Here is an 18,403-nt window from a genome sequence, read left to right as displayed (position 1 = left end):
GGGCCATATACTCAGTTTGCTTCTTGTCCTTGCTTACCTTCTATTATCGCGTAACAACGCGGCTGTAGCTAATCGTTGGACTTTCCGACGCGCCGCGCGGGGCCGGGCCGGCAGCCGGAAAAGGTGCCGCGCGTCACGGCGGATAGTCCCCTCCGCCGGGCAGCGGCGCCCAGGCCCACAGCCAGACGATCCAGACAATCTGCAGCAGCAGGAACATGATGACCACCGTGCCGCGGTATGCGCGGGACCGGGAGATGAGTGCCGCGCTGAGGGCCAGCGGGAAGAGCGGGAGCAGCATCCGGAACGTGCTGGTCTGCGGGTGCAGAAAAAGCAGCAGGTAGCCCATGTAGCAGGCGCACCAGAGCCGCAACTCCATGCCCAACGCGCGCACCGGGCGGCACATCATCAACAGGGTGAACAGTGCCACGAAGAGGAACGGCGCCAGCACCCCCAGTACCGGGCCGAAGAGCAGGATGCCGGTGTCGAACCAGGGCTTGAACGGCACCAGGTCGTGCCCGCGCCACACGGTCTCGGTCTTCGTGTAGGCCTGGATGTCGCCGGTGACGGCCCAGGCGATGGCCGGCCACAGAAGGGCGCCGATTCCGCTGACCGCCGTCAGCCCCGCCAGCGACCAGAGCTGGCGGCCGCTGTGCGGCACAGGCCCGGGCTGCCCGGCTTCCCGCACGCCGGGGGCCTCCCCGCGTGCGCGTTCCCGGCCGGCGGAGTAGGCCTGCCACAGCCGGTACAGGAACAGCAGCCCCACCGTCGCCGCGAACGGAACGCCGGTCGGCCGGGACAGGCACAGCAGCACAACGACGGGCATCGCCCACAGGTAGCGGCGTTCCACCACCAGCAGCAGGGCGGCGGCCAGCAGGAGCAGGTTCAGGGACTCGGCGTACGGCACCTGGAGCACCGGCGAGACAGGAAAGGTGGCCACGAACACGGTGGCCCAGAGCGCCGTGCGGTGCGACGCCCTGAGCCGGAACAGTCGGTAGATGACCAGCGCCGCACCCAGCCCGGACACCATGGCGATGAGCGTGAGCGTGAACGCCGGGTGCATGCCGGTCAGCCCGGCGACCGCCCGGCCCAGGAACGGAAACAGCGCGTAGAACGCCCAGGCGTTCTCCTGCACATTGCCCGCCCCGTCGGTCGGGAGGACATCCGGGTAGCCGTTCTGGAGGACCTCGCCGTACCAGCGGGCATCCCAGATATTGACGAAGGACCAATAGTCCGGCTTGGCGGGAAACCAGGGGTTGACGCCCTGGTGCAGGGCGGCGGCCATAAAGATGCAGGCGCTGACGAGCCGGGCCGCCACATAGAGTCCGCCCACCTGGACCCACCAGGGCCAGCGCGCGACGCGGGCGCCGGCTGCTGCGGCCACGCCCCAGGCCGCAGCGGTAGGGCCTTGCAGCGCCGGGCTCCCGGCCCGGGCTCCCAAAACGTCGCGGTGTTGCCGCGGTACAGTTTCCGGCGCCTCCGCCCGGGGGTGTTCACCGCTCACGGAGCCTGCTCGGGTTCGTCCCGGAGGCGTCCCAGTTCGGCGGACAGATCCGCTACGCGCCGGTCCCTGGCGGCGAGCTGGTCCCGCAATTCGTCAAGCACCTGGTCCACCTGGTCCATCCGGTACCCCCGCAGGCCCACGGCGAAACGGAGACGGTCGACGTCGGACGGTTCCACCTTGGCCGGCAGCAGCACGGGCGGGAGGTTGGCGACCGGCTGGTCAAAGCCGTCATCAAGGGCGCGCAGGCCCCGCCCGTCCGCCCCGCGTCGGCCGCGGAAGACTTTCGAGGCCCTGCCGGTACCGAGGAGAAACGCGGCGCCGACCAGCGCAATCGCAAGGAAGACCAGGAAGAAACTCACTCCCCCATCGTGCCAGACGGCGGCGGGTCCGGCGGGTGGGCTGTCAGCCCCGCGTGCCGCCGGGGTTTGCGGGCCCGGTCCCGTTGCCGGTGCTGCTGCCGTTGGGGTTCCGGTGCCGGGCGGCCCCTTCCACCACCAGCTCCACGGCGAGCGCCGGATCGTCCACAACCTGCAGCAGGTCCAGGTCCTCCTCGGACACCATGCCTTCGGCAACGAGCGTGGTCTGGATCCATTCCACCATCGGGCTCCAGAACGCCGTTCCGAGCAGGACAATCGGGAAGGACGTCACCTTGCGGGTCTGGACGAGGACCATTGCTTCGAAGAGTTCGTCCAGGGTTCCGAGGCCGCCCGGCAGCACGATGAAGCCTTGGGCGTATTTGACGAACATGGTCTTGCGGGCGAAGAAGTACCGGAAGTTGATCCCCAGGTCCACCCACTGGTTCATCCCCTGCTCGAAGGGCAGTTCGATGCCGAGCCCCACTGACACCCCGTTGCCCTGCACCGCCCCCTTGTTGGCGGCCTCCATCGAGCCGGGACCGCCACCGGTGATGACGGCCAGCCCGGCTTCGGCCAGTTGGCGCCCGACTTCGACGGCGAGTTCGTAGTTCTGGCTGCCGGGCACGGTCCGTGCCGAGCCGAAGACGCTGACGGCCGGGCCAAGGTCGGCCAGGGCGCCGAACCCTTCGACGAACTCGCTCTGGATCCTCAATACGCGCCACGGGTCCGTGTGGACGAACTGGCCGGGCCCCTTCGTGTCCAGCAGGGTCCGGTCCGACATCGTCACCTTGGCGGCCTTGCGCCGCAGCTCCAGCGGCCCCTTATGCCGGATCCCGGCAGGGGGCGGCGTGTCGCGGGGTTCGGCGGAGGTCTTACCGCCGGCCGGCCCGGCGCTCTGGCCAGCCTTCCCCCCGGCCGGCTTCCCGGCGGACTTTCCGGCTGGTGCTGTGGCTCCCTGGGGCTGCGGATCGGTACTCATGCCCACAGGTTAGCGCGGAAATTCGCCCGCGCCCGTCCGGCGCGGCACTGGTGCGCGGGCGGCGGCACCGGATCGCCCGTCCGGCACCACCCGCTGCCGGATCCCCTCTCAAGCAGTCTGACCTGCAGGTATCTCTTGAATCACGATCCGTAGGAAGTAGGAGTGATTGCGGTCATAAACCCGTAATGTTCGCTAGATTCTTCTTATGACTACTCAAGTGCCCGGCGACGCGCTCGTCTCCCTGAACGCCGTCAATAAGCATTACGGCCAGTTGCACGTCCTGAAGGACATCAACCTGAACGTCCGCAAGGGCGAGGTTGTTGTTGTCATCGGACCGTCGGGTTCCGGCAAGTCGACACTTTGCCGGGCCATCAACCGTCTGGAGACCATCGACGACGGCGTCATCAAGATCGACGGCAAGGAACTGCCCGAAGAGGGCAAGGAACTCGCCAAGCTGCGGGCCGACGTCGGCATGGTCTTCCAGTCGTTCAACCTCTTCGCCCACAAGACGATCCTCGAGAACGTCACCCTCGGCCCCATCAAGGTCAAGGGCCTCTCGAAGACCGAAGCCGACAAGGACGCCATGGCGCTGCTGGAACGCGTCGGCGTCGGGCACCAGGCCCCCAAACTGCCGGCGCAGCTCTCCGGCGGGCAGCAGCAGCGCGTGGCCATTGCCCGCGCCCTGGCCATGAAACCGAAGGTCATGCTCTTCGATGAGCCCACCTCCGCCCTGGACCCGGAAATGATCAACGAAGTCCTCGACGTCATGATCCAGCTGGCCAAGGAAGGCATGACCATGATCGTGGTCACCCACGAGATGGGCTTCGCCCGCAAGGCCGCTGACCGCGTGATCTTCATGGACGCCGGCCAGATCGTCGAGGATGACACCCCCGACGAGTTCTTCAACCACCCCAAGACCAGCCGCGCCAAGGACTTCCTCTCCAAGCTGCTGACCCACTGATCCCTGACGAGTTCGCACCCTGGCCGCCGCAAGGCGGCCGTCCAATGAAAGGAATGTCATGAAGGCATTTTTGACCCGAAGGAAATCCCTTCTGGTTGCCGCGTCCGCGGCTCTGGCACTCAGCCTGAGCGCCTGCGGCGGCAGCAGCACCACGTCCAACCCGCCTGTCGCCGAGAAGCCGAGCTTCGCGGCCGATACCACCATGGCCAAGCTTTCATCCGCCGGCAAAATCGTCATCGGCACCAAGTTCGACCAGCCGCTGTTCGGCCAGAAGGGCCTCGACGGCAAGCCCATCGGTTTCGACGTGGAAATCGGCAAGCTGATCGCCGCAAAGCTCGGCATCCCCGCCGACAAGATCGAGTGGGTGGAGACCGTCTCCGCCAACCGCGAGCAGTTCATCAAGCAGGGCAAGGTCGACATGATCGTCGCCACCTACACGATCAACGACAAGCGCAAGACCGAAGTCGACTTCGCCGGACCGTACTACGAGGCCGGCCAGGCCCTGATGGTGAACAAGGACAACACCACCATCACCAAGCCCGAAGACGTCAAGGGCAAGAACGTCTGCTCCGTGACCGGTTCCACCCCGGCCGCCACGATCGTCGAGAAGTACGGAGCAGTCCTCGTCCCGGCTGCCACCTACTCCGCCTGCCTCGAGCCGCTGCGCAACAAGCAGGTCGAAGCGATCACCACCGACAACGTCATCCTTGCCGGTTTCGTGTCCAAGGAACCGGACGCCTTCAAGCTGGCCTCGGATCAGACCTTCACCAAGGAGCCCTACGGCATCGGCCTGAAGAAGGACGACACCGCGTTCCGCATGTGGATCAACGACCAGCTGGAAGCCTCCGAAAAGGACGGTTCCTACAAGAAGGCCTGGGAAACCACCGCCGGAACGGTCATCAAGACCACTCCCGCACTTCCCACGATCAACCGTTACTAGGCAGGTGTGGCGGTTGCCGGGGCACGCGCCCGACGCGGCCCCGGCAACCGCCATTCCCGTCTCCCGCACCACTCCCGTCAAGGCAGCCTAAGGAACCTATGGACGTCATCATTGATAACCTCCCCGCGTATTGGGACGGTTTTCTCAGAACCCTCTTCCTGTCCGTGGTCTCGGGGATCTTCGCACTGATTTTCGGAACCCTGCTCGCAGCAGCCCGCGTCTCGCCCATCGCCGCCCTGCGCGGCTTCAGCATGACGTACGTGGAGATCGTCCGGAACACCCCGCTGACTATCGCGTTCTTCTTCGCCGCAGTGGTCCTTCCCCGGCTTGGGGTGACGTTCCAGCAGTTCGAGGTCGCCGCCATCATCGCGCTGAGCGCCTACACCTCGGCCTTCATCGCCGAAGCGGTGCGCTCCGGCGTCAACAGCGTCCCGGTCGGACAGGCCGAAGCCGCCCGCAGCATCGGCATGAAGTTCAGCCAGGTCCTCACCTTGATCATCCTGCCGCAGGCCCTGCGCACGGTGATCCCGCCCATGATCAACATCCTCATCGCCCTGGTGAAGAACTCCTCGGTGGCCGGCGCCTTCTACGTCCTGGAGCTCTTCGGCACCGGCCGTCAGCTCGCCAATGCCAACGGCGACGCCGTGCTATGGGTCCTCGTCGGTGTCGCGTTCTTCTACCTGCTGATAACCGTCCCGCTTGGCTACTTCGCCAACCTGGTTGAACGAAAGGTGGCGATTGCCCGATGACTTCGGTCCTTTACGACGTCCCCGGCCCCAAGGCCCGCCGTGTCTCCCTGATCGGCTCCGTCATCGGCGTCGTCGCGATTGCCGGGCTGCTCTGGTGGGCCATCTCCATCCTCGCCCAGCAGGGCATCTTCGAACCAGAACGCTGGGCCGTCTTCCAGATTCCGGATGTCTGGGTGCTGATCGGCAACGGCATCGGCGCCACCCTCACCGCCGCCGCGGTCGCCGCGGTCATCGCGTTCCCGCTGGGCCTGGTGCTGTGCCTCATGCGCATCTCCGACGTCGCCTGGATCCGCATCCCCACCCGGATCGTGCTGGAATTCCTGCGCGGCATGCCCGTGGTCCTCATGATGTTCTTCGTGCTGCTAGTGTTTGCGACCGGTTCCTTCACCGCCGTCGTCGCCGGCCTGGTGCTGTACAACTCGGCGATCTTCGCCGAGATCATCCGCGCCGGCATCCAGTCCCTGCCGAAGGGCCAGCGTGAAGCCGGCCTCGCGATCGGTCTCACCAGCTTCGCCTCGCGGCGCAGCATTGAACTGCCGCAGGCGATCCGGCGCATGCTGCCGTCCCTCGTGGCGCAGCTCGTGGTGCTCCTGAAGGACACCTCGCTGGGCTACATCGTGTCCTACGAGGAACTGCTCCGCAAAGTACAGATCATGGCCGACTTCCTCGGACCGGATTACCTGTTCCCGGTGTTCTTCGTGGCGGCGGCAATCTACATTGCCATCAACTTCTCCGTGTCCCGCCTGGCGATCTGGATCGAGAGGCGCGGCTCCAAGAAGGCCGCCGGCGGCGTGGTGCACGTTCCCGTCGCCGGGATCCCCGCCAAGTAATCCGCAGCCAGCAGGCTGCTCCTGACACAGAAAGGTCCGGAATCCCGAGAGGGGTTCCGGACCTTTTGTGTTGCTGTTGCGGTACCTGCGGTATCAGCTCCGGCCCTAGTCCGTAAGCCAGCTCCGCAGCGCCCGCAGGCATTCGCGGATCGCATCGGCGTCGACGTGTTCGTTGTCCTTGTGCGCCAGCAGGGGGTCGCCGGGCCCGAAGTTCACCGCCGGGATGCCCAGCTCGCTGAAACGTGCGACGTCGGTCCAGCCGTACTTCGGCTTCGGCTCGGCACCGACGGCGGCGACGAAGGACGCCGCGGCGGGGTGGGTGAGGCCGGGACGGGCGCCGGCGGCGCTGTCGGTGCGGACGACGTCGAACCCTTCCAGCAGTTCCCGAACGTGCTGTTCCGCCTCGTCAGGAGTCTTGTCCGGGGCGAACCGATAGTTGATCTCCACGACGCACCGGTCCGGGATGACGTTGCCGGCGGTCCCGCCGTTGACCTTCACGGCGTTGAGGCTTTCCCGGTAGTCCAGGCCGTCCACGGTGACGGTCCGGGGCTCGTACGCGGCAAGCCGGGCCAGGATCGGGGCCGCGGCGTGGATCGCGTTGCTGCCCATCCAGGCCCGGGCGGAATGCGCGGCTTCGCCCACCGTTGTCGCTTCGAAGCGGATGGTGCCGTTGCACCCGCCCTCCACCGTTCCGTCCGTGGGTTCCAGCAGGATCGCGAAGTCGCCGCCCAGGAGACCGCCGTGGTTGCGGACCAGCCGGCCAAGCCCGCTCTTGACGGCCTCGACTTCCTCGTGGTCGTAGAAGACAAAGGTGACGTCCTTGTCCGGCTCCGCCCCGCCGTCGAACAAGGCCGCGGCCAGTGCCAGCTGCACCGCGACGCCGCCCTTCATGTCGGTGGCACCGCGGCCGTAGAGGATCCCCTCGCCGGGCGCTCCTGAGGGCCAGTACGACGGGACCGTCCCAAGGGATCCTTCCGTGGCCGGCAGGGGTACCGTATCCAGGTGGCCGGCCAGGATGACGCGCTCGGCACGGCCCAGGTTGGTGCGGGCGATGATCGAATCGCCGTCGCGGACCAGCTCCAGCTGCGGGATCGAGCGGAGGGCATGCTCCACGGCGTCGGCCAGCTCCCCCTCCGCACCGGAAACGCTGTTGATGTCGAGGAGCCTGGCGGTCAGCAGCGCCACGTCCTGGTGCAGGTCCAGGCGGGCGGCGTGGGGGCGGGAGTTCGGGTTCGCGTTCAAGTCCGGGGCAGTCACCGTCCCACTTTATCCGCTGTCCTGCCCGGGCCCCTGCCCATTCGTCACGGGTTTCGGGGTGGGCGGGCGCCGTCTATAGACTTGTGGCATGACTGAAACCGCTTCTTCCGCTGTGCCCGCAGACACCCGCTCCGCCTATGGCTATGGCGTCGCCACAATCGCCACCGGCAACGGTGCAGCCACCGTGCTGGACGTCTGGTACCCGGCACCGGCACTCGGAACAGCAGCGGAGAACCTCCGCGACGTGGCCAACGCGGACCAGTCGCTGCTCGACATCGCCAGCACCGGGGCCGACGCCGACCGGGGCACCGAGCAGCAGGTCGTGTTCGTGCAGATCCACCTCGACGAGGCACCGGCCGACACTGCTGACGCCTACCTGCGCCTCCACCTCCTCTCGCACCGCCTGGTGCAGCCCAACAGCATCAACCTGGACGGGATCTTCGGCAAGCTCCCCAACGTCGTGTGGACCAACTTCGGGCCCGCCGCCGTCGAAGGCTTCGAACTGACCCGCGCCCGGCTGCGCAGGCGCGGCGCCGTCACCGTCTACGGCGTGGACAAGTTCCCCCGCATGGTGGACTACGTCATCCCCTCCGGCGTCCGGATCGCCGACGCCGACCGGGTCCGCCTCGGCGCGCACCTGGCCGAGGGCACCACCGTCATGCATGAAGGCTTCGTCAACTTCAACGCGGGCACCCTGGGCACGTCGATGGTGGAAGGCCGCATCTCCGCCGGCGTCGTCACCGGTGACGGGTCCGACGTCGGCGGCGGCGCCTCGATCATGGGCACCCTGTCCGGCGGCGGCAAGGAAAAGATCTCCCTGGGCGAACGTGTGCTGCTGGGCGCCAACTCGGGCGTGGGCATCAGCATCGGCGACGACTCCGTCGTCGAGGCCGGCCTCTACGTCACCGCCGGAACCCGCGTCCGCGTCGTCGGGGCCAAGGACGCCGACGGCGAGGACACCAGCCAGATCGTCAAGGCCGTCGAGCTCTCCGGTGTCCCCAACCTGCTCTTCCGCCGCAACTCCTCCACCGGCCAGGTCGAGGTCCTCCCGCGCAAGGGGCAGACCGTCGAACTCAACGAGGCGCTGCACACCAACTAAGGTTGGGTGCGGAAAGCCGAACCGTTAGAAGAATGCACCGGCCCGGAAGGGCCTGAGGGAGTCGTTTCGTGGCACGCAGAGGCAGCTTGCGCCGTTGGATCGTGCTGCTGCTGACCCTGGCGATGGTCGTGGGCGGCATCTACACGGCGGTTGCCTTCGTGCAGCGGTCCGAGGTCCTCGTCAGCGAACGATGCACGGCTGCCGGCGGCGGCAGCGCCGAACTCGCGACGGACCAGGCCGCCAACGCCGGCCTCATTACCGCCGTCGCCGTCCGCCGCGGGCTCCCGGCCAGGGCAGCCAGCATCGCGCTGGCCACGGCCATGCAGGAATCCAAGATCCGGAACATCAGCCACGGCGACCAGGCCGGCCCGGACTCCCGCGGGCTCTTCCAGCAGCGCCCCTCGCAGGGCTGGGGCACCATGGAGCAGGTGATGGACCCCTACCACGCCAGCAACGCCTTCTACGATGCCCTCGTGAAGGTTCCCGGCTACCAGACGCTGGACATCACCGACGCCGCCCAGCGTGTCCAGCGCTCCGCGTACCCCGACGCCTACGCCCAGCACGAGGTCATGGCCCGCGCCTTCGCTTCCTCGCTGACCGGCCAGACCGCCGCCGGCCTCGACTGCTCGCTGCGCGCCCCCGAGGAGGCAGGAGACCCGGCCGTAGTGCAGGAACGGCTGGCCGCGGCCTTCGGCGGCGATCCGGCTTCCCTGGATGGCAGCACCCTCGTGCTGGATGCCGAGGGGCCCCGGGCCTGGGCCGTGGCGCAGTGGGCGGTTGCCAACGCCAAAGCGCTGTCCATCATTGACGTCCACGCGGATGGCCGCCGCTGGACGCGGCAGGACCGCAACGGCTGGCAGCCCTCCGAGGTGCCGGCGGGCCAGGTCCGGATCACTGTCGCCGACGCACCGGCGCAGTAAGCCGCTCAGACCAGCAGGTCCACCACGGGCTGCACGTAGCTGCGGAAAAGTTCGGGCTGGGACAGCAGGTCGGAGCTCATGATGATTTTGTCGGGCTCCAGATACCAGGCCCGCGGCTCTGCCAGTGGCAGCTCGATGATGGTCAAAGAGAAGTCGTTGGCGGCCCGGCCGACTTCGAGCAGCCGGTCATCCACCATGTCCTGGAGCAACTGCACGCCGCCGGCGGCCTCGCGTTCGGCTTCCAGGGCCAGGTACTCGCCGCGGCGCTCCCGGGCCCACGACAGGGCAGCCCCGAAATGCGCCTGCAGCACACGCCGGAGGGCGGGGGAATTGCTGAAGCTCCGGAAGCCGGGCGGGCCCAGTTCCGGCGACATCTCGGGATGCGCCTTCAGGAGCTGCTCCCACCAGGCTTCCCACTCGGTCTTCAGCGCGCTCTGACCGCCTACCTCGGCAATGAGGTGGCCGTGGTCCGCAGGACGGATCTTCGGTGCCGCGTGGCAGAGTGCCGGATGCCCAGCACTGTCCAGGCCGGCGGCGTCGCGAACGTAAAGTGCAATGAGCATCGGACCCGAAGTGTCCATGGTGATCCGCCAGCCCGGCCCGCCTGTGTGGTGCATCCAATTGCCTCCCTTGGCAAGACGTACGTTCCCAGTCTATTACTCAAGCAAACGCACGTTAATGTCTGCCAGCGTAGCTGCCCAGTCCGCTGAGATGGGACTCCAGCACGTCGCCGCACATCTGCGCGGTCATCCATTCGGGCTGCAGGAGGGCGTGCATGGTGAGCCCGTCCAGGGTGGCCAGCAGCCGCTCCGCCTCGGTGACCAGCCGCTGCTGGTCCACAGCTCCGGTGTTGGCGGCGGACGACACCTCCATCACGAGCCTCCCGACGATCGCAGCGACGGCGCGGTGGCTCCGATCGGCTTCCGCGGCCAGGAACGGCTTGGTCCTGGCCGCGTTTTTGAACGCCATCCAGACACAGGCGTCGACCGCGCGTTCCTCATCGAGGGGAAGCAGCTCACCCAGCAGGGTTAACACGCCCTGGTGGTGTTCCGGGGTGCCGGGCTGCGCCTCCGCGAGGCGGTCATCCGCGACTGTCAGGCGGCCAACGATCCGGTCCACGACGACGCCGAAGGAGTGGGCCAGGAGTTCATCACTGCTGGCGAAATAGTGCCGGACCGATCCGACGGCCAGTTCCGCCTCGTCCGCGACTTCGCGGAGCGAAGCCCTTTCGAGTCCGTCTGCTGCGACGATCCGGAAGACCGCTTCGACCACTTCCTGGCGCCGCAAAGCGGCGTCGACAAATTTGGGCATTAGTCTTTTTTAGCACGGATGTGCACCGACGGCGGCGGGCCACACCGGCCGGCAGGCTTCCCACCTGCACAAATACCGAAATTTCCCGTCCCCGGCGCTGCTCCCGGACACAACGACGCCGGCCGCGCACCTTCGAAAGGTGCGCGGCCGGCGTCGTGCTGCCGTGGTGGTGGCGGACTACACCGAAGGGTAGTTGCGCTCCGGCTCGCCGATGTAAAGCTGGCGCGGGCGGCCGATTTTGGTGTTGGGGTCGCTGATCATTTCGCGCCACTGTGCGATCCAGCCCGGAAGGCGTCCGATCGCGAAGAGCACGGTGAACATCTTCTCCGGGAAGCCCATGGCCTTGTAGATCAGGCCGGTGTAGAAGTCCACGTTCGGGTAGAGCTTGCGCTGGATGAAGTAGTCATCATTCAGGGCCTTCTCTTCGAGGCGCAGGGCGATGTCGAGGAGTTCGTCGTTGCCGCCGAGCTTCGTGAGGATCTCGTGGGCCGTGGCCTTGACGATCTTGGCGCGCGGGTCATAGTTCTTGTAGACGCGGTGCCCGAAGCCCATGAGGCGGACGCCGTCCTCCTTGTTCTTGACCTTTTCCATGTAATCCTCGGGCCTGGTGCCGTCGGCCTGGATCTGGCGCAGCATCTTCAGCACGGCCTCGTTGGCGCCGCCGTGGGCGGGGCCGAAGAGGGCGTTGATGCCGGCGGACACGGAGGCGAAGAGGTTCGCGTTGGAGGAGCCGACCAGCCGGACCGTGGAGGTGGAACAGTTCTGCTCGTGGTCGGCGTGCAGGATCAGGAGCAGGTCCAGCGCCTTGGCGACCACCGGGTCCACCTCGTACTGCTCGGCAGGCAGGCCGAAGCTCAGGCGCAGGAAGTTTTCCACGAGGTTGTGGGAATTGTCCGGGTAGAGCATGGGCTGGCCAATGCTCTTCTTCAGGGCGTAGGCGGCGATGACCGGCATCTTGGCCAGCAGGCGGTAGGTGGAAACTTCCACCTGCTCGGCGTTGAAGGGGTCCAGCGAGTCCTGGTAGAACGTGGAGAGCGCGGACACGGCCGAGGACAGCACGGGCATCGGGTGGGCGTCGCGCGGGAAGCCGCTGAAGAAGCCCTTCAACTCTTCGTGCAGCAGGGTGTGGTGGCGGATCCGCTGGTCGAACGCTTCCAGCTCCGTGGCGCTCGGCAGGTTGCCGTAGATCAGCAGGTAGGAAACTTCGAGGAAGCTTGAGTGCTGGGCGAGCTGCTCGATCGGGTAGCCGCGGTACCGCAGGACACCGGCGTCGCCGTCGATGTAGGTGATGGCGGAGGTGGTTGCGGCGGTGTTCATGAAGCCGGGGTCAAAGGCAACGGCGCCGGTCTGCTTCAGCAGCTTGGAAACGTCGTAGCCTTCGTTTCCTTCTACAACCTGGATGCGCGGGAGTTCGAGCTCGCCGCCGGCATGGCGCAGGGTTGCGCTGGTGGTCTCAGTCATGGAGTCTCCTCTGAGGCGTCGGGGCCTCTGTAGAAAGCTGGTCCAACTTCTGGTGAAGCCGCCCACGGAACCTGTTTTAGACACGGATTCCAACGGCTGCGCTGCCTTCTTGTGGAAAGCCACCATTGATAGTCAGTTAAAAACTACCGGCAGTTTCCGGGTGGCACTAATCCAAGGCCCTCCGGAACCACCTAAAACGCGCCAGTTGTGGTACGCGTCACAGCATTGTTACGGCCCTGTGGCCAGACGGGCCGCCGCGGCGTCGATCCGCTCGTCACTGGCCGTCAGCGCGACGCGGACGAATCCGTTGCCGGCGTCGCCGTAGAACACGCCCGGGCCGACGACGATCCCGCGGTCCGCGAGCCGGCCGACCGTATCCCAGGTGGCTTCGCCCGCGGTGGCCCAGAGGTAGAGTCCGGCCCGCGACTCGTGGATGGCCAGTCCGAAGCGCTCCAGCGCAGGCACGATCCGTTCCCGGCGTCCGCGGTAGAGATCCTTCTGGGCCTGGACATGGGCGTCGTCGCCGAGGGCCACCCGCATGGCTTCCTGCACGGGGTACGGGACGATCATGCCCGCGTGTTTGCGGCTGTTGACGAGGTTCGCCATGATGGCGGGGTCCCCGGCGACAAAGGCAGCGCGGTAGCCGGCCAGGTTGGACTGCTTGCTCAGCGAGTACACCGCCAGGAGGCCCTCATGGGAGCCCTCCGCGACGCGCGGGTCCAGGATGCTGGGCACCGGCGTGCCGCCGCGCTGGACATCCCATTCGCCCCAGCCGAGTTCGGCGTAGCACTCGTCCGAGGCCACGACGGCGCCGAGTTCCCGGGCCTGCCGGACGATCCGGCGCAGCGATTCGGCGTCGCGGACGCTGCCCGTCGGGTTTGCCGGGGAGTTGACCCAGACCAGGCGCACCCGCGCCCGGGTGGCGGCGTCGAGCTCATCCAGGTCGTCCGCGGCGATGTGCTCCGCGCCGGCGAACGTGGCGCCGATGTCGTACGTGGGGTACGCGACCGTGGGGCGGACGACGACGTCGCCCGGTTTGAGGCCCAGCAGGAACGGGAGCCAGGCCACGAGTTCCTTGGAGCCGACCGTGGGCATAATGTCCTGCGGGTCCAGGCCGGGAACGCCGCGGCGGCGTTCAAACCACGCCGCGATGGCTTCCCGCAGCCCGGCCGTGCCGTGGACCGTGGGGTAGCCGGGGGCGTTGGCTGCTGCGCGCAGGGCGTCCTGCACCACCTCGGGGGTGGCGTCCACCGGGGTTCCGATGGACAGGTTGGCTGCTCCCCCGGGGTGTTCGGCGGCCCTGGCGAGGTACGGCGCCATGGCTTCCCACGGATAGTCGGGCAGGCTGAGGCCGAAGCTGCGCAGCGCAGAGGTCACCGGCGACCCGCCCTAGCTCTCTTGGTTCTGCGGCGGAAGCGCAGCGATCATCGGGTGGTCGGTGTGGGTGTTGCCGACCTTCGCGGCCCCGCCCGGGGACCCCAGGACATCGAAGAATTCAACGTTGGCCTTGTAGTAGTCGGCCCATTCTTCGGGGGTGTCATCCTCGTAGTAGATCGCTTCGACGGGGCAGACCGGCTCGCAGGCACCGCAGTCCACGCACTCGTCGGGATGGATGTACAGGGAACGCTCGCCCTCATAGATGCAGTCGACGGGGCACTCTTCAATACATGCCTTGTCTTTGACATCTACACACGGCTGCGCGATTACGTACGTCACGTCCCTGGCCTCTCCACGTTGGTTCCGGCGACCGCCGGATCACTGCTCCCGGCCTGAGCGCCGGCTGCTGACTTCTGAGCCTATTATCTCCCAGCCTGTTCCCGCGAACCTAGCCGGGCGTCACACGGGTCCGCACTCTTGAATCTACCGGACCTAGTATGAACAAGTGAGTTCCTCGATGCCGCCGCCCCAAGCGTTCCTGGCCGCCGTCGGCATTGGCACCCGGGTGGTGGTCCGGTACCGGATCGAGGGCGGGATGACGGACGCGCTGGGCGAGCTGGTGGCACGCACCGACGGCGACTGCACCGTGCGGACCCGGCGGTCCGACGTCGTGATTCCCCTGCCGCTGGTGGTGGCCGCCAAGCAGGTCCCGCCAGCGCCGCCGCGGCGGGCCCCGCGGACCACTCCCGGAGGACATGCCCTCCCCTAGCGCCGGCCATTGGACATAACCCCGCTATGTACATCCTCCGCCGCCACCACTGGACAAGCCCCGCGGTCCCGGCCACAAACCAAGGACATGCGCTCCCCTCTGTCCACCCCCTCGTTGCCCTCCGCCCGGACATGCTCTCCCCCGGCCTCGGCGAGTGGACATAATGCCACTATGTCCGCTCCCCAATGTCAGCAGTCGACATGCTCATTTGGGTTTGGCCGCGAACCGAGTGATATGTCCAGCGGGGACTGCGAAGAGTGGACATGCCCCTCGGGCCGGTCGCGATCCAGCTGGGCATGTCCATTGTTATGCGGCCGCGGAGAGCCGGTTTAGTGCCTCGCGGACCATGGCGATGAACTCGTCCGGCCGGTTCAGGAGTAACGGGTAGCTGACCACAAGGGTCGGGATGCCGAGCCGCGTGGTGACGTTCCACCGGCGCCGGTCCTCCTCGAAGCTTGTCCGGTCCATATGGAAACCTGCCCCGTCGGTCTCGATGCCGAGCCTGCCATCGACCATGAGATCAAGATGGCCCATTCCCGGGATGTTGACCTGGGACTCCACATGGAACCCGGCCCTCCGTAGCCAGTACCGGGCCATACACTCGATGATGGACTGCGATTGGGGGACGATGCTGCTCACCGTTCGACGCTCCCGCGCGTCGTTGCGGCCGGTCAGCCGCTGCCGCAGCTCGGCGAGGGTTACGCCTTTGACGACGACAGCTGACTCGGCAATGACGAGGCCGTCGAGTTCCGGCAGGCATCGAAGGCTTTGCACCACGGTGTCCAGCAGGGTTGGCGGCGCGGCGGACCGGTGGCAGACAAATCCTGGGTAGTGCCGGCTGTGAGGGACTGCAATATGTGGCTGGCCGGGCGGCTCGAGGACCCAGAGTCCTCTGATTTGCGCTGCCGTGACGCACGCGGGTTCCGCCGGCAGTGATCGAATGGCCGTGAGCTGGGCATCGGCGTCGGGCAGCGCGTAGACGCCGCGCGCCACGCGGGAGACTGCGCCGCTTGCCAGCGCCGACCTGAGCTGGACGTCCGAGACGCCCGCGGCAGCGAGGTGTTTGGCGCGGGCGACGCCGTCGTAGGTTGAAAGCACTTTAATGACATTGACCATGCGGACATGGTGGCGCCGCAGCGTGGGGGCGGAACAGAGCCCGGCGCTGCTATGTGCAAAACGGCATGCCCCTTGTTCGGGGAAGGCCAGGAACATGTCCCTGCGGCCAGGCTGGGGGCAGGTCCGCGGCCAGCACTGGGCATGTCCCGCGGCCGGCGTCGGAGGCGGACATACAGCCCCTATGCCCACCCGCGTCCGCCACAAATGAGCATGTCCCCCGGGTGGGGAAATTGAGCATGTCCCCCGGAGGCTGCCGTCGATGGACATAGTGCCGCCATGTCCACGGGAAGCCGTGAAGAGTGGGCATGTCCCGTGGCGCGGATGAACGAACGGCATGTCCCGTGGCGGGGATGAATAATGGGCATGTCCCGTGGGACGGCCGAGGTGCCGCGGGACGACGGCGGTCCCTAGGCCTGGGTTTCCCTGTAGCGGCGGCACCAGGCCAGCATGACGAGGGTGACCACCGCGATGCCGTAGATCCAGAGATTCCCGGCCAGGTCGCCGATGATCAGGCGCTTGCCATCCCCGAGGGTGGACCACCAGCCCGCCAGCGCGTAGCAGAGGACGCCGCAGGCCGCCGTCGGAAGCGGGGAACGGAACGCGGCACCGAGCCACAGCTCGACGGCGCCCAGCAGCACCAGGGCGGCGGCGGCGCCCCACGGCACCTCGACGCCGGCGACGAGCACGTCCTGGCCGTGCAGCACCGTGCCGGCGAGGGCAACAAAAAGAGCTGCCGGCACGGCGGCGGCAATACCGCCTGCCATACCGGCAGCTCTCTTATTCACAAATGACCCGTTGTTCAGCGCAGGACGCGGAAACTAGACCTTCGCGCGGGCGCGGTTGGCCTTGGCACGCTCGTTCGTGTCCAGGATGACCTTGCGGATACGGATGGAGTCCGGGGTAACTTCAACGCACTCGTCTTCGCGGGCGAATTCGAGGGACTCTTCGAGGGTGAGGTCGCGCGGGGGCGTCAGGTTTTCGAAGGTGTCGGAGGAAGCCGCACGCATGTTGGTGAGCTTCTTTTCCTTGGTGATGTTGACGTCCATGTCGTCGGCGCGGGAGTTCTCGCCGACGATCATGCCCTCGTACACCTCGGAGGTCGGCTTCACGAAGAAGGAACCGCGCTCCTGCAGGTTGATCATGGCGAACGGCGTCACAACACCGGCGCGGTCGGCGATCATGGAACCGTTGGTGCGGTACTCGATCGGGCCGGCCCACGGCTCGTAGCCCTCGGAGATCGAGGCTGCGATGCCGGCGCCGCGGGTGTCCGTGAGGAACTTGGTGCGGAAACCGATCAGGCCACGGGCCGGAACGATGAACTCCATCCGGCACCAGCCGGTGCCGTGGTTGGCCATGTTGGTCATGCGGCCCTTGCGGGCGGCCATGAGCTGCGTGACGGCGCCGAGGTACTCTTCCGGCACGTCGATGGTCATGTGCTCCATCGGCTCGTGGATCTTGCCGTCAACGGTCCGGGTGACAACCTGCGGCTTGCCGACGGTCAGCTCGAAGCCTTCGCGGCGCATCTGCTCGACCAGGATGGCCAGCGCGAGCTCGCCACGTCCCTGGACTTCCCAGGCGTCGGGGCGCTCGGTGGGGAGCACCTTGATGGAGACGTTACCGATCAGTTCCTTGTCCAGGCGGTCCTTGACCTGGCGGGCCGTGACCTTGGCGCCCTTGACCTTGCCGGCCAGCGGGGAGGTGTTGATACCGATGGTCATCGAGATGGCCGGGTCGTCAACGGTGATCAGCGGCAGCGGCTGCGGGTTCTCGGCGTCGGTCAGGGTCTCACCGATGGTGATTTCCTCGATGCCGGCGACGGCGACGATCTCGCCGGGGCCGGCGGAATCGGTCGGGACGCGGTCAAGTGCCTTCGTGGCGAGGAGTTCGGTGATCTTGACGTTCTTGAGCTCACCGTTGGCGCGGGCCCAGGCAACGGTCTGGCCCTTGCGCAGGGTGCCGTTGTAGATGCGCAGCAGGGCGAGGCGGCCGAGGAACGGGGAGGCGTCCAGGTTGGTGACGTGCGCCTGCAGGACACCGTTCGGGTTGTACGTCGGAGCCGGGATGTGCTCGATGATGGCCTGGAACAGCGGCTCCAGGTCCTCGTTCTCCGGAGCGGAGCCGTCGGCGGGCTGCTCGAGGGAGGCGCGGCCAACCTTGGCTGCGGCGTAGACGACGGGGACGTTGAGGATCTTGTCCAGGTCGAGGTCCGGAACTTCGTCGGCGAGGTCGGAGGCCAGGCCCAGGAGCAGGTCCATGGACTCGTGCACAACTTCTTCGATCCGCGCGTCGGGGCGGTCGGTCTTGTTGACCAGCAGGATCACCGGCAGGTGGGCGGCGAGGGCCTTGCGGAGGACGAAGCGGGTCTGGGGCAGCGGGCCCTCAGAGGCGTCAACGAGGAGGACAACGCCGTCGACCATGGACAGGCCGCGCTCGACCTCGCCACCGAAGTCGGCGTGGCCGGGGGTGTCGATGACGTTGATGGTGATGGTCTCGCCCTTGGAGGACGGTCCGTTGTAGGCCACGGTGGTGTTCTTGGCCAGGATCGTGATGCCCTTTTCACGCTCGAGGTCACCGGAGTCCATGACGCGGTCTTCGAGGTGGTTGTGCTCGGCAAAGGAGTTGGTCTGCTTGAGCATGGCGTCGACCAGCGTGGTCTTGCCGTGGTCAACGTGGGCCACGATCGCGACGTTGCGCAGGTCACTGCGCGATGCAGTGGCTACCGCAGTGTTGGTGGTGGTTTCAGACATGCGTTATTGCTCGATTCAGTGGTGAAGTCA

Annotated in this window: 19 protein-coding genes; 7 read left to right on the top strand and 12 right to left on the bottom strand. The window is 66.9% G+C overall.

What is annotated here, in order from left to right:
• Positions 1 to 133: 133 nt before the first annotated feature.
• The 3 genes from AC1DF4_RS02545 to AC1DF4_RS02535 form a co-directional block, all read right to left on the bottom strand.
• Positions 134 to 1,381 carry a hypothetical protein gene (locus AC1DF4_RS02545; protein ID WP_476911396.1) on the bottom strand — a complete coding sequence of 416 codons (1,248 nt, stop codon included), beginning with the start codon at positions 1,379 to 1,381 and terminating at the stop codon, positions 134 to 136.
• A 116-nt stretch (positions 1,382 to 1,497) separates the two neighbouring features.
• Positions 1,498 to 1,860 carry a DivIVA domain-containing protein gene (locus AC1DF4_RS02540; RefSeq protein ID WP_476911395.1) on the bottom strand — a complete coding sequence of 121 codons (363 nt, stop codon included), beginning with the start codon at positions 1,858 to 1,860 and terminating at the stop codon, positions 1,498 to 1,500.
• A gap of 43 nt (positions 1,861 to 1,903) precedes the next feature.
• Entirely contained in the window at positions 1,904 to 2,836 is a 933-nt protein-coding gene (locus AC1DF4_RS02535; RefSeq protein WP_476911394.1) for an LOG family protein, read from the bottom strand.
• 205 nt (positions 2,837 to 3,041) lie between these two features.
• Between AC1DF4_RS02535 and AC1DF4_RS02530 the strand changes: the two genes are divergently transcribed.
• The 4 genes from AC1DF4_RS02530 to AC1DF4_RS02515 all read left to right on the top strand — a co-directional run bounded on the left by AC1DF4_RS02530 (position 3,042) and on the right by AC1DF4_RS02515 (position 6,316).
• The gene (locus tag AC1DF4_RS02530; RefSeq protein ID WP_476911393.1) at positions 3,042 to 3,797 is read left to right on the top strand and encodes an amino acid ABC transporter ATP-binding protein; all 756 of its coding nucleotides are present in this window, start codon (positions 3,042 to 3,044) and stop codon (positions 3,795 to 3,797) included.
• A 58-nt stretch (positions 3,798 to 3,855) separates the two neighbouring features.
• Positions 3,856 to 4,737 (top strand): glutamate ABC transporter substrate-binding protein, encoded by an 882-nt coding sequence (locus AC1DF4_RS02525; RefSeq protein ID WP_476911392.1) that lies wholly within the window; start codon positions 3,856 to 3,858, stop codon positions 4,735 to 4,737.
• A gap of 98 nt (positions 4,738 to 4,835) precedes the next feature.
• Positions 4,836 to 5,486: an amino acid ABC transporter permease gene (locus AC1DF4_RS02520; protein ID WP_476911391.1), complete on the top strand. Its 651-nt coding sequence runs from the start codon at positions 4,836 to 4,838 to the stop codon at positions 5,484 to 5,486.
• Complete coding sequence (locus AC1DF4_RS02515; RefSeq protein ID WP_476911390.1) at positions 5,483 to 6,316, top strand: amino acid ABC transporter permease; 834 nt, start codon at positions 5,483 to 5,485, stop codon at positions 6,314 to 6,316. The genes AC1DF4_RS02520 and AC1DF4_RS02515 overlap by 4 nt, the downstream gene beginning before the upstream one ends.
• Positions 6,317 to 6,421: 105 nt before the next feature.
• On the opposite strand, the gene dapE is transcribed toward AC1DF4_RS02515, so the two are convergent.
• Complete coding sequence (gene dapE, locus AC1DF4_RS02510) at positions 6,422 to 7,573, bottom strand: succinyl-diaminopimelate desuccinylase (protein WP_476911389.1); 1,152 nt, start codon at positions 7,571 to 7,573, stop codon at positions 6,422 to 6,424.
• An 88-nt stretch (positions 7,574 to 7,661) separates the two neighbouring features.
• Here dapE and dapD point away from each other — a divergent pair, with 88 nt between their 5' ends.
• Together dapD and AC1DF4_RS02500 are read left to right on the top strand one after the other, a co-directional pair.
• The gene (gene dapD / locus AC1DF4_RS02505; protein ID WP_476864057.1) at positions 7,662 to 8,672 is read left to right on the top strand and encodes a 2,3,4,5-tetrahydropyridine-2,6-dicarboxylate N-succinyltransferase; all 1,011 of its coding nucleotides are present in this window, start codon (positions 7,662 to 7,664) and stop codon (positions 8,670 to 8,672) included.
• A gap of 68 nt (positions 8,673 to 8,740) precedes the next feature.
• The gene (locus AC1DF4_RS02500) at positions 8,741 to 9,592 is read left to right on the top strand and encodes a hypothetical protein (RefSeq protein ID WP_476911388.1); all 852 of its coding nucleotides are present in this window, start codon (positions 8,741 to 8,743) and stop codon (positions 9,590 to 9,592) included.
• Between the two features lie 5 nt (positions 9,593 to 9,597).
• Here the strand turns inward: AC1DF4_RS02500 and AC1DF4_RS02495 are convergent, their stop codons facing one another.
• The 5 genes from AC1DF4_RS02495 to fdxA all read right to left on the bottom strand — a co-directional run bounded on the left by AC1DF4_RS02495 (position 9,598) and on the right by fdxA (position 14,080).
• Complete coding sequence (locus AC1DF4_RS02495; RefSeq protein ID WP_476911387.1) at positions 9,598 to 10,209, bottom strand: hypothetical protein; 612 nt, start codon at positions 10,207 to 10,209, stop codon at positions 9,598 to 9,600.
• A 58-nt stretch (positions 10,210 to 10,267) separates the two neighbouring features.
• Positions 10,268 to 10,903: a TetR/AcrR family transcriptional regulator gene (locus tag AC1DF4_RS02490; RefSeq protein WP_476911386.1), complete on the bottom strand. Its 636-nt coding sequence runs from the start codon at positions 10,901 to 10,903 to the stop codon at positions 10,268 to 10,270.
• 177 nt (positions 10,904 to 11,080) lie between these two features.
• Positions 11,081 to 12,364: a citrate synthase gene (locus tag AC1DF4_RS02485; RefSeq protein WP_441404467.1), complete on the bottom strand. Its 1,284-nt coding sequence runs from the start codon at positions 12,362 to 12,364 to the stop codon at positions 11,081 to 11,083.
• 228 nt (positions 12,365 to 12,592) lie between these two features.
• Positions 12,593 to 13,741 carry a succinyldiaminopimelate transaminase gene (gene dapC / locus AC1DF4_RS02480; protein ID WP_476911385.1) on the bottom strand — a complete coding sequence of 383 codons (1,149 nt, stop codon included), beginning with the start codon at positions 13,739 to 13,741 and terminating at the stop codon, positions 12,593 to 12,595.
• Positions 13,742 to 13,753: 12 nt separating this feature from the next.
• The gene (gene fdxA, locus AC1DF4_RS02475; protein WP_056425597.1) at positions 13,754 to 14,080 is read right to left on the bottom strand and encodes a ferredoxin; all 327 of its coding nucleotides are present in this window, start codon (positions 14,078 to 14,080) and stop codon (positions 13,754 to 13,756) included.
• Positions 14,081 to 14,246: 166 nt separating this feature from the next.
• Here fdxA and AC1DF4_RS02470 point away from each other — a divergent pair, with 166 nt between their 5' ends.
• Complete coding sequence (locus AC1DF4_RS02470; protein ID WP_476911384.1) at positions 14,247 to 14,510, top strand: putative acetyltransferase; 264 nt, start codon at positions 14,247 to 14,249, stop codon at positions 14,508 to 14,510.
• Between the two features lie 306 nt (positions 14,511 to 14,816).
• On the opposite strand, the gene AC1DF4_RS02465 is transcribed toward AC1DF4_RS02470, so the two are convergent.
• The 3 genes from AC1DF4_RS02465 to typA form a co-directional block, all read right to left on the bottom strand.
• Positions 14,817 to 15,626: a type IV toxin-antitoxin system AbiEi family antitoxin domain-containing protein gene (locus AC1DF4_RS02465; protein ID WP_476911383.1), complete on the bottom strand. Its 810-nt coding sequence runs from the start codon at positions 15,624 to 15,626 to the stop codon at positions 14,817 to 14,819.
• A gap of 407 nt (positions 15,627 to 16,033) precedes the next feature.
• Positions 16,034 to 16,390 (bottom strand): hypothetical protein, encoded by a 357-nt coding sequence (locus AC1DF4_RS02460; protein WP_476911382.1) that lies wholly within the window; start codon positions 16,388 to 16,390, stop codon positions 16,034 to 16,036.
• A 54-nt stretch (positions 16,391 to 16,444) separates the two neighbouring features.
• A complete protein-coding gene (gene typA, locus AC1DF4_RS02455; protein WP_056425584.1) occupies positions 16,445 to 18,373 on the bottom strand; it encodes a translational GTPase TypA in 1,929 nt (642 codons plus the stop codon).
• Positions 18,374 to 18,403: the final 30 nt, after the last annotated feature.

The sequence above is a fragment of the Arthrobacter sp. 05N429 genome (assembly GCF_056397045.1).
Note: the sequence above shows the minus strand (reverse complement) of the source record. Positions and strands in the feature narration are given on the sequence as shown.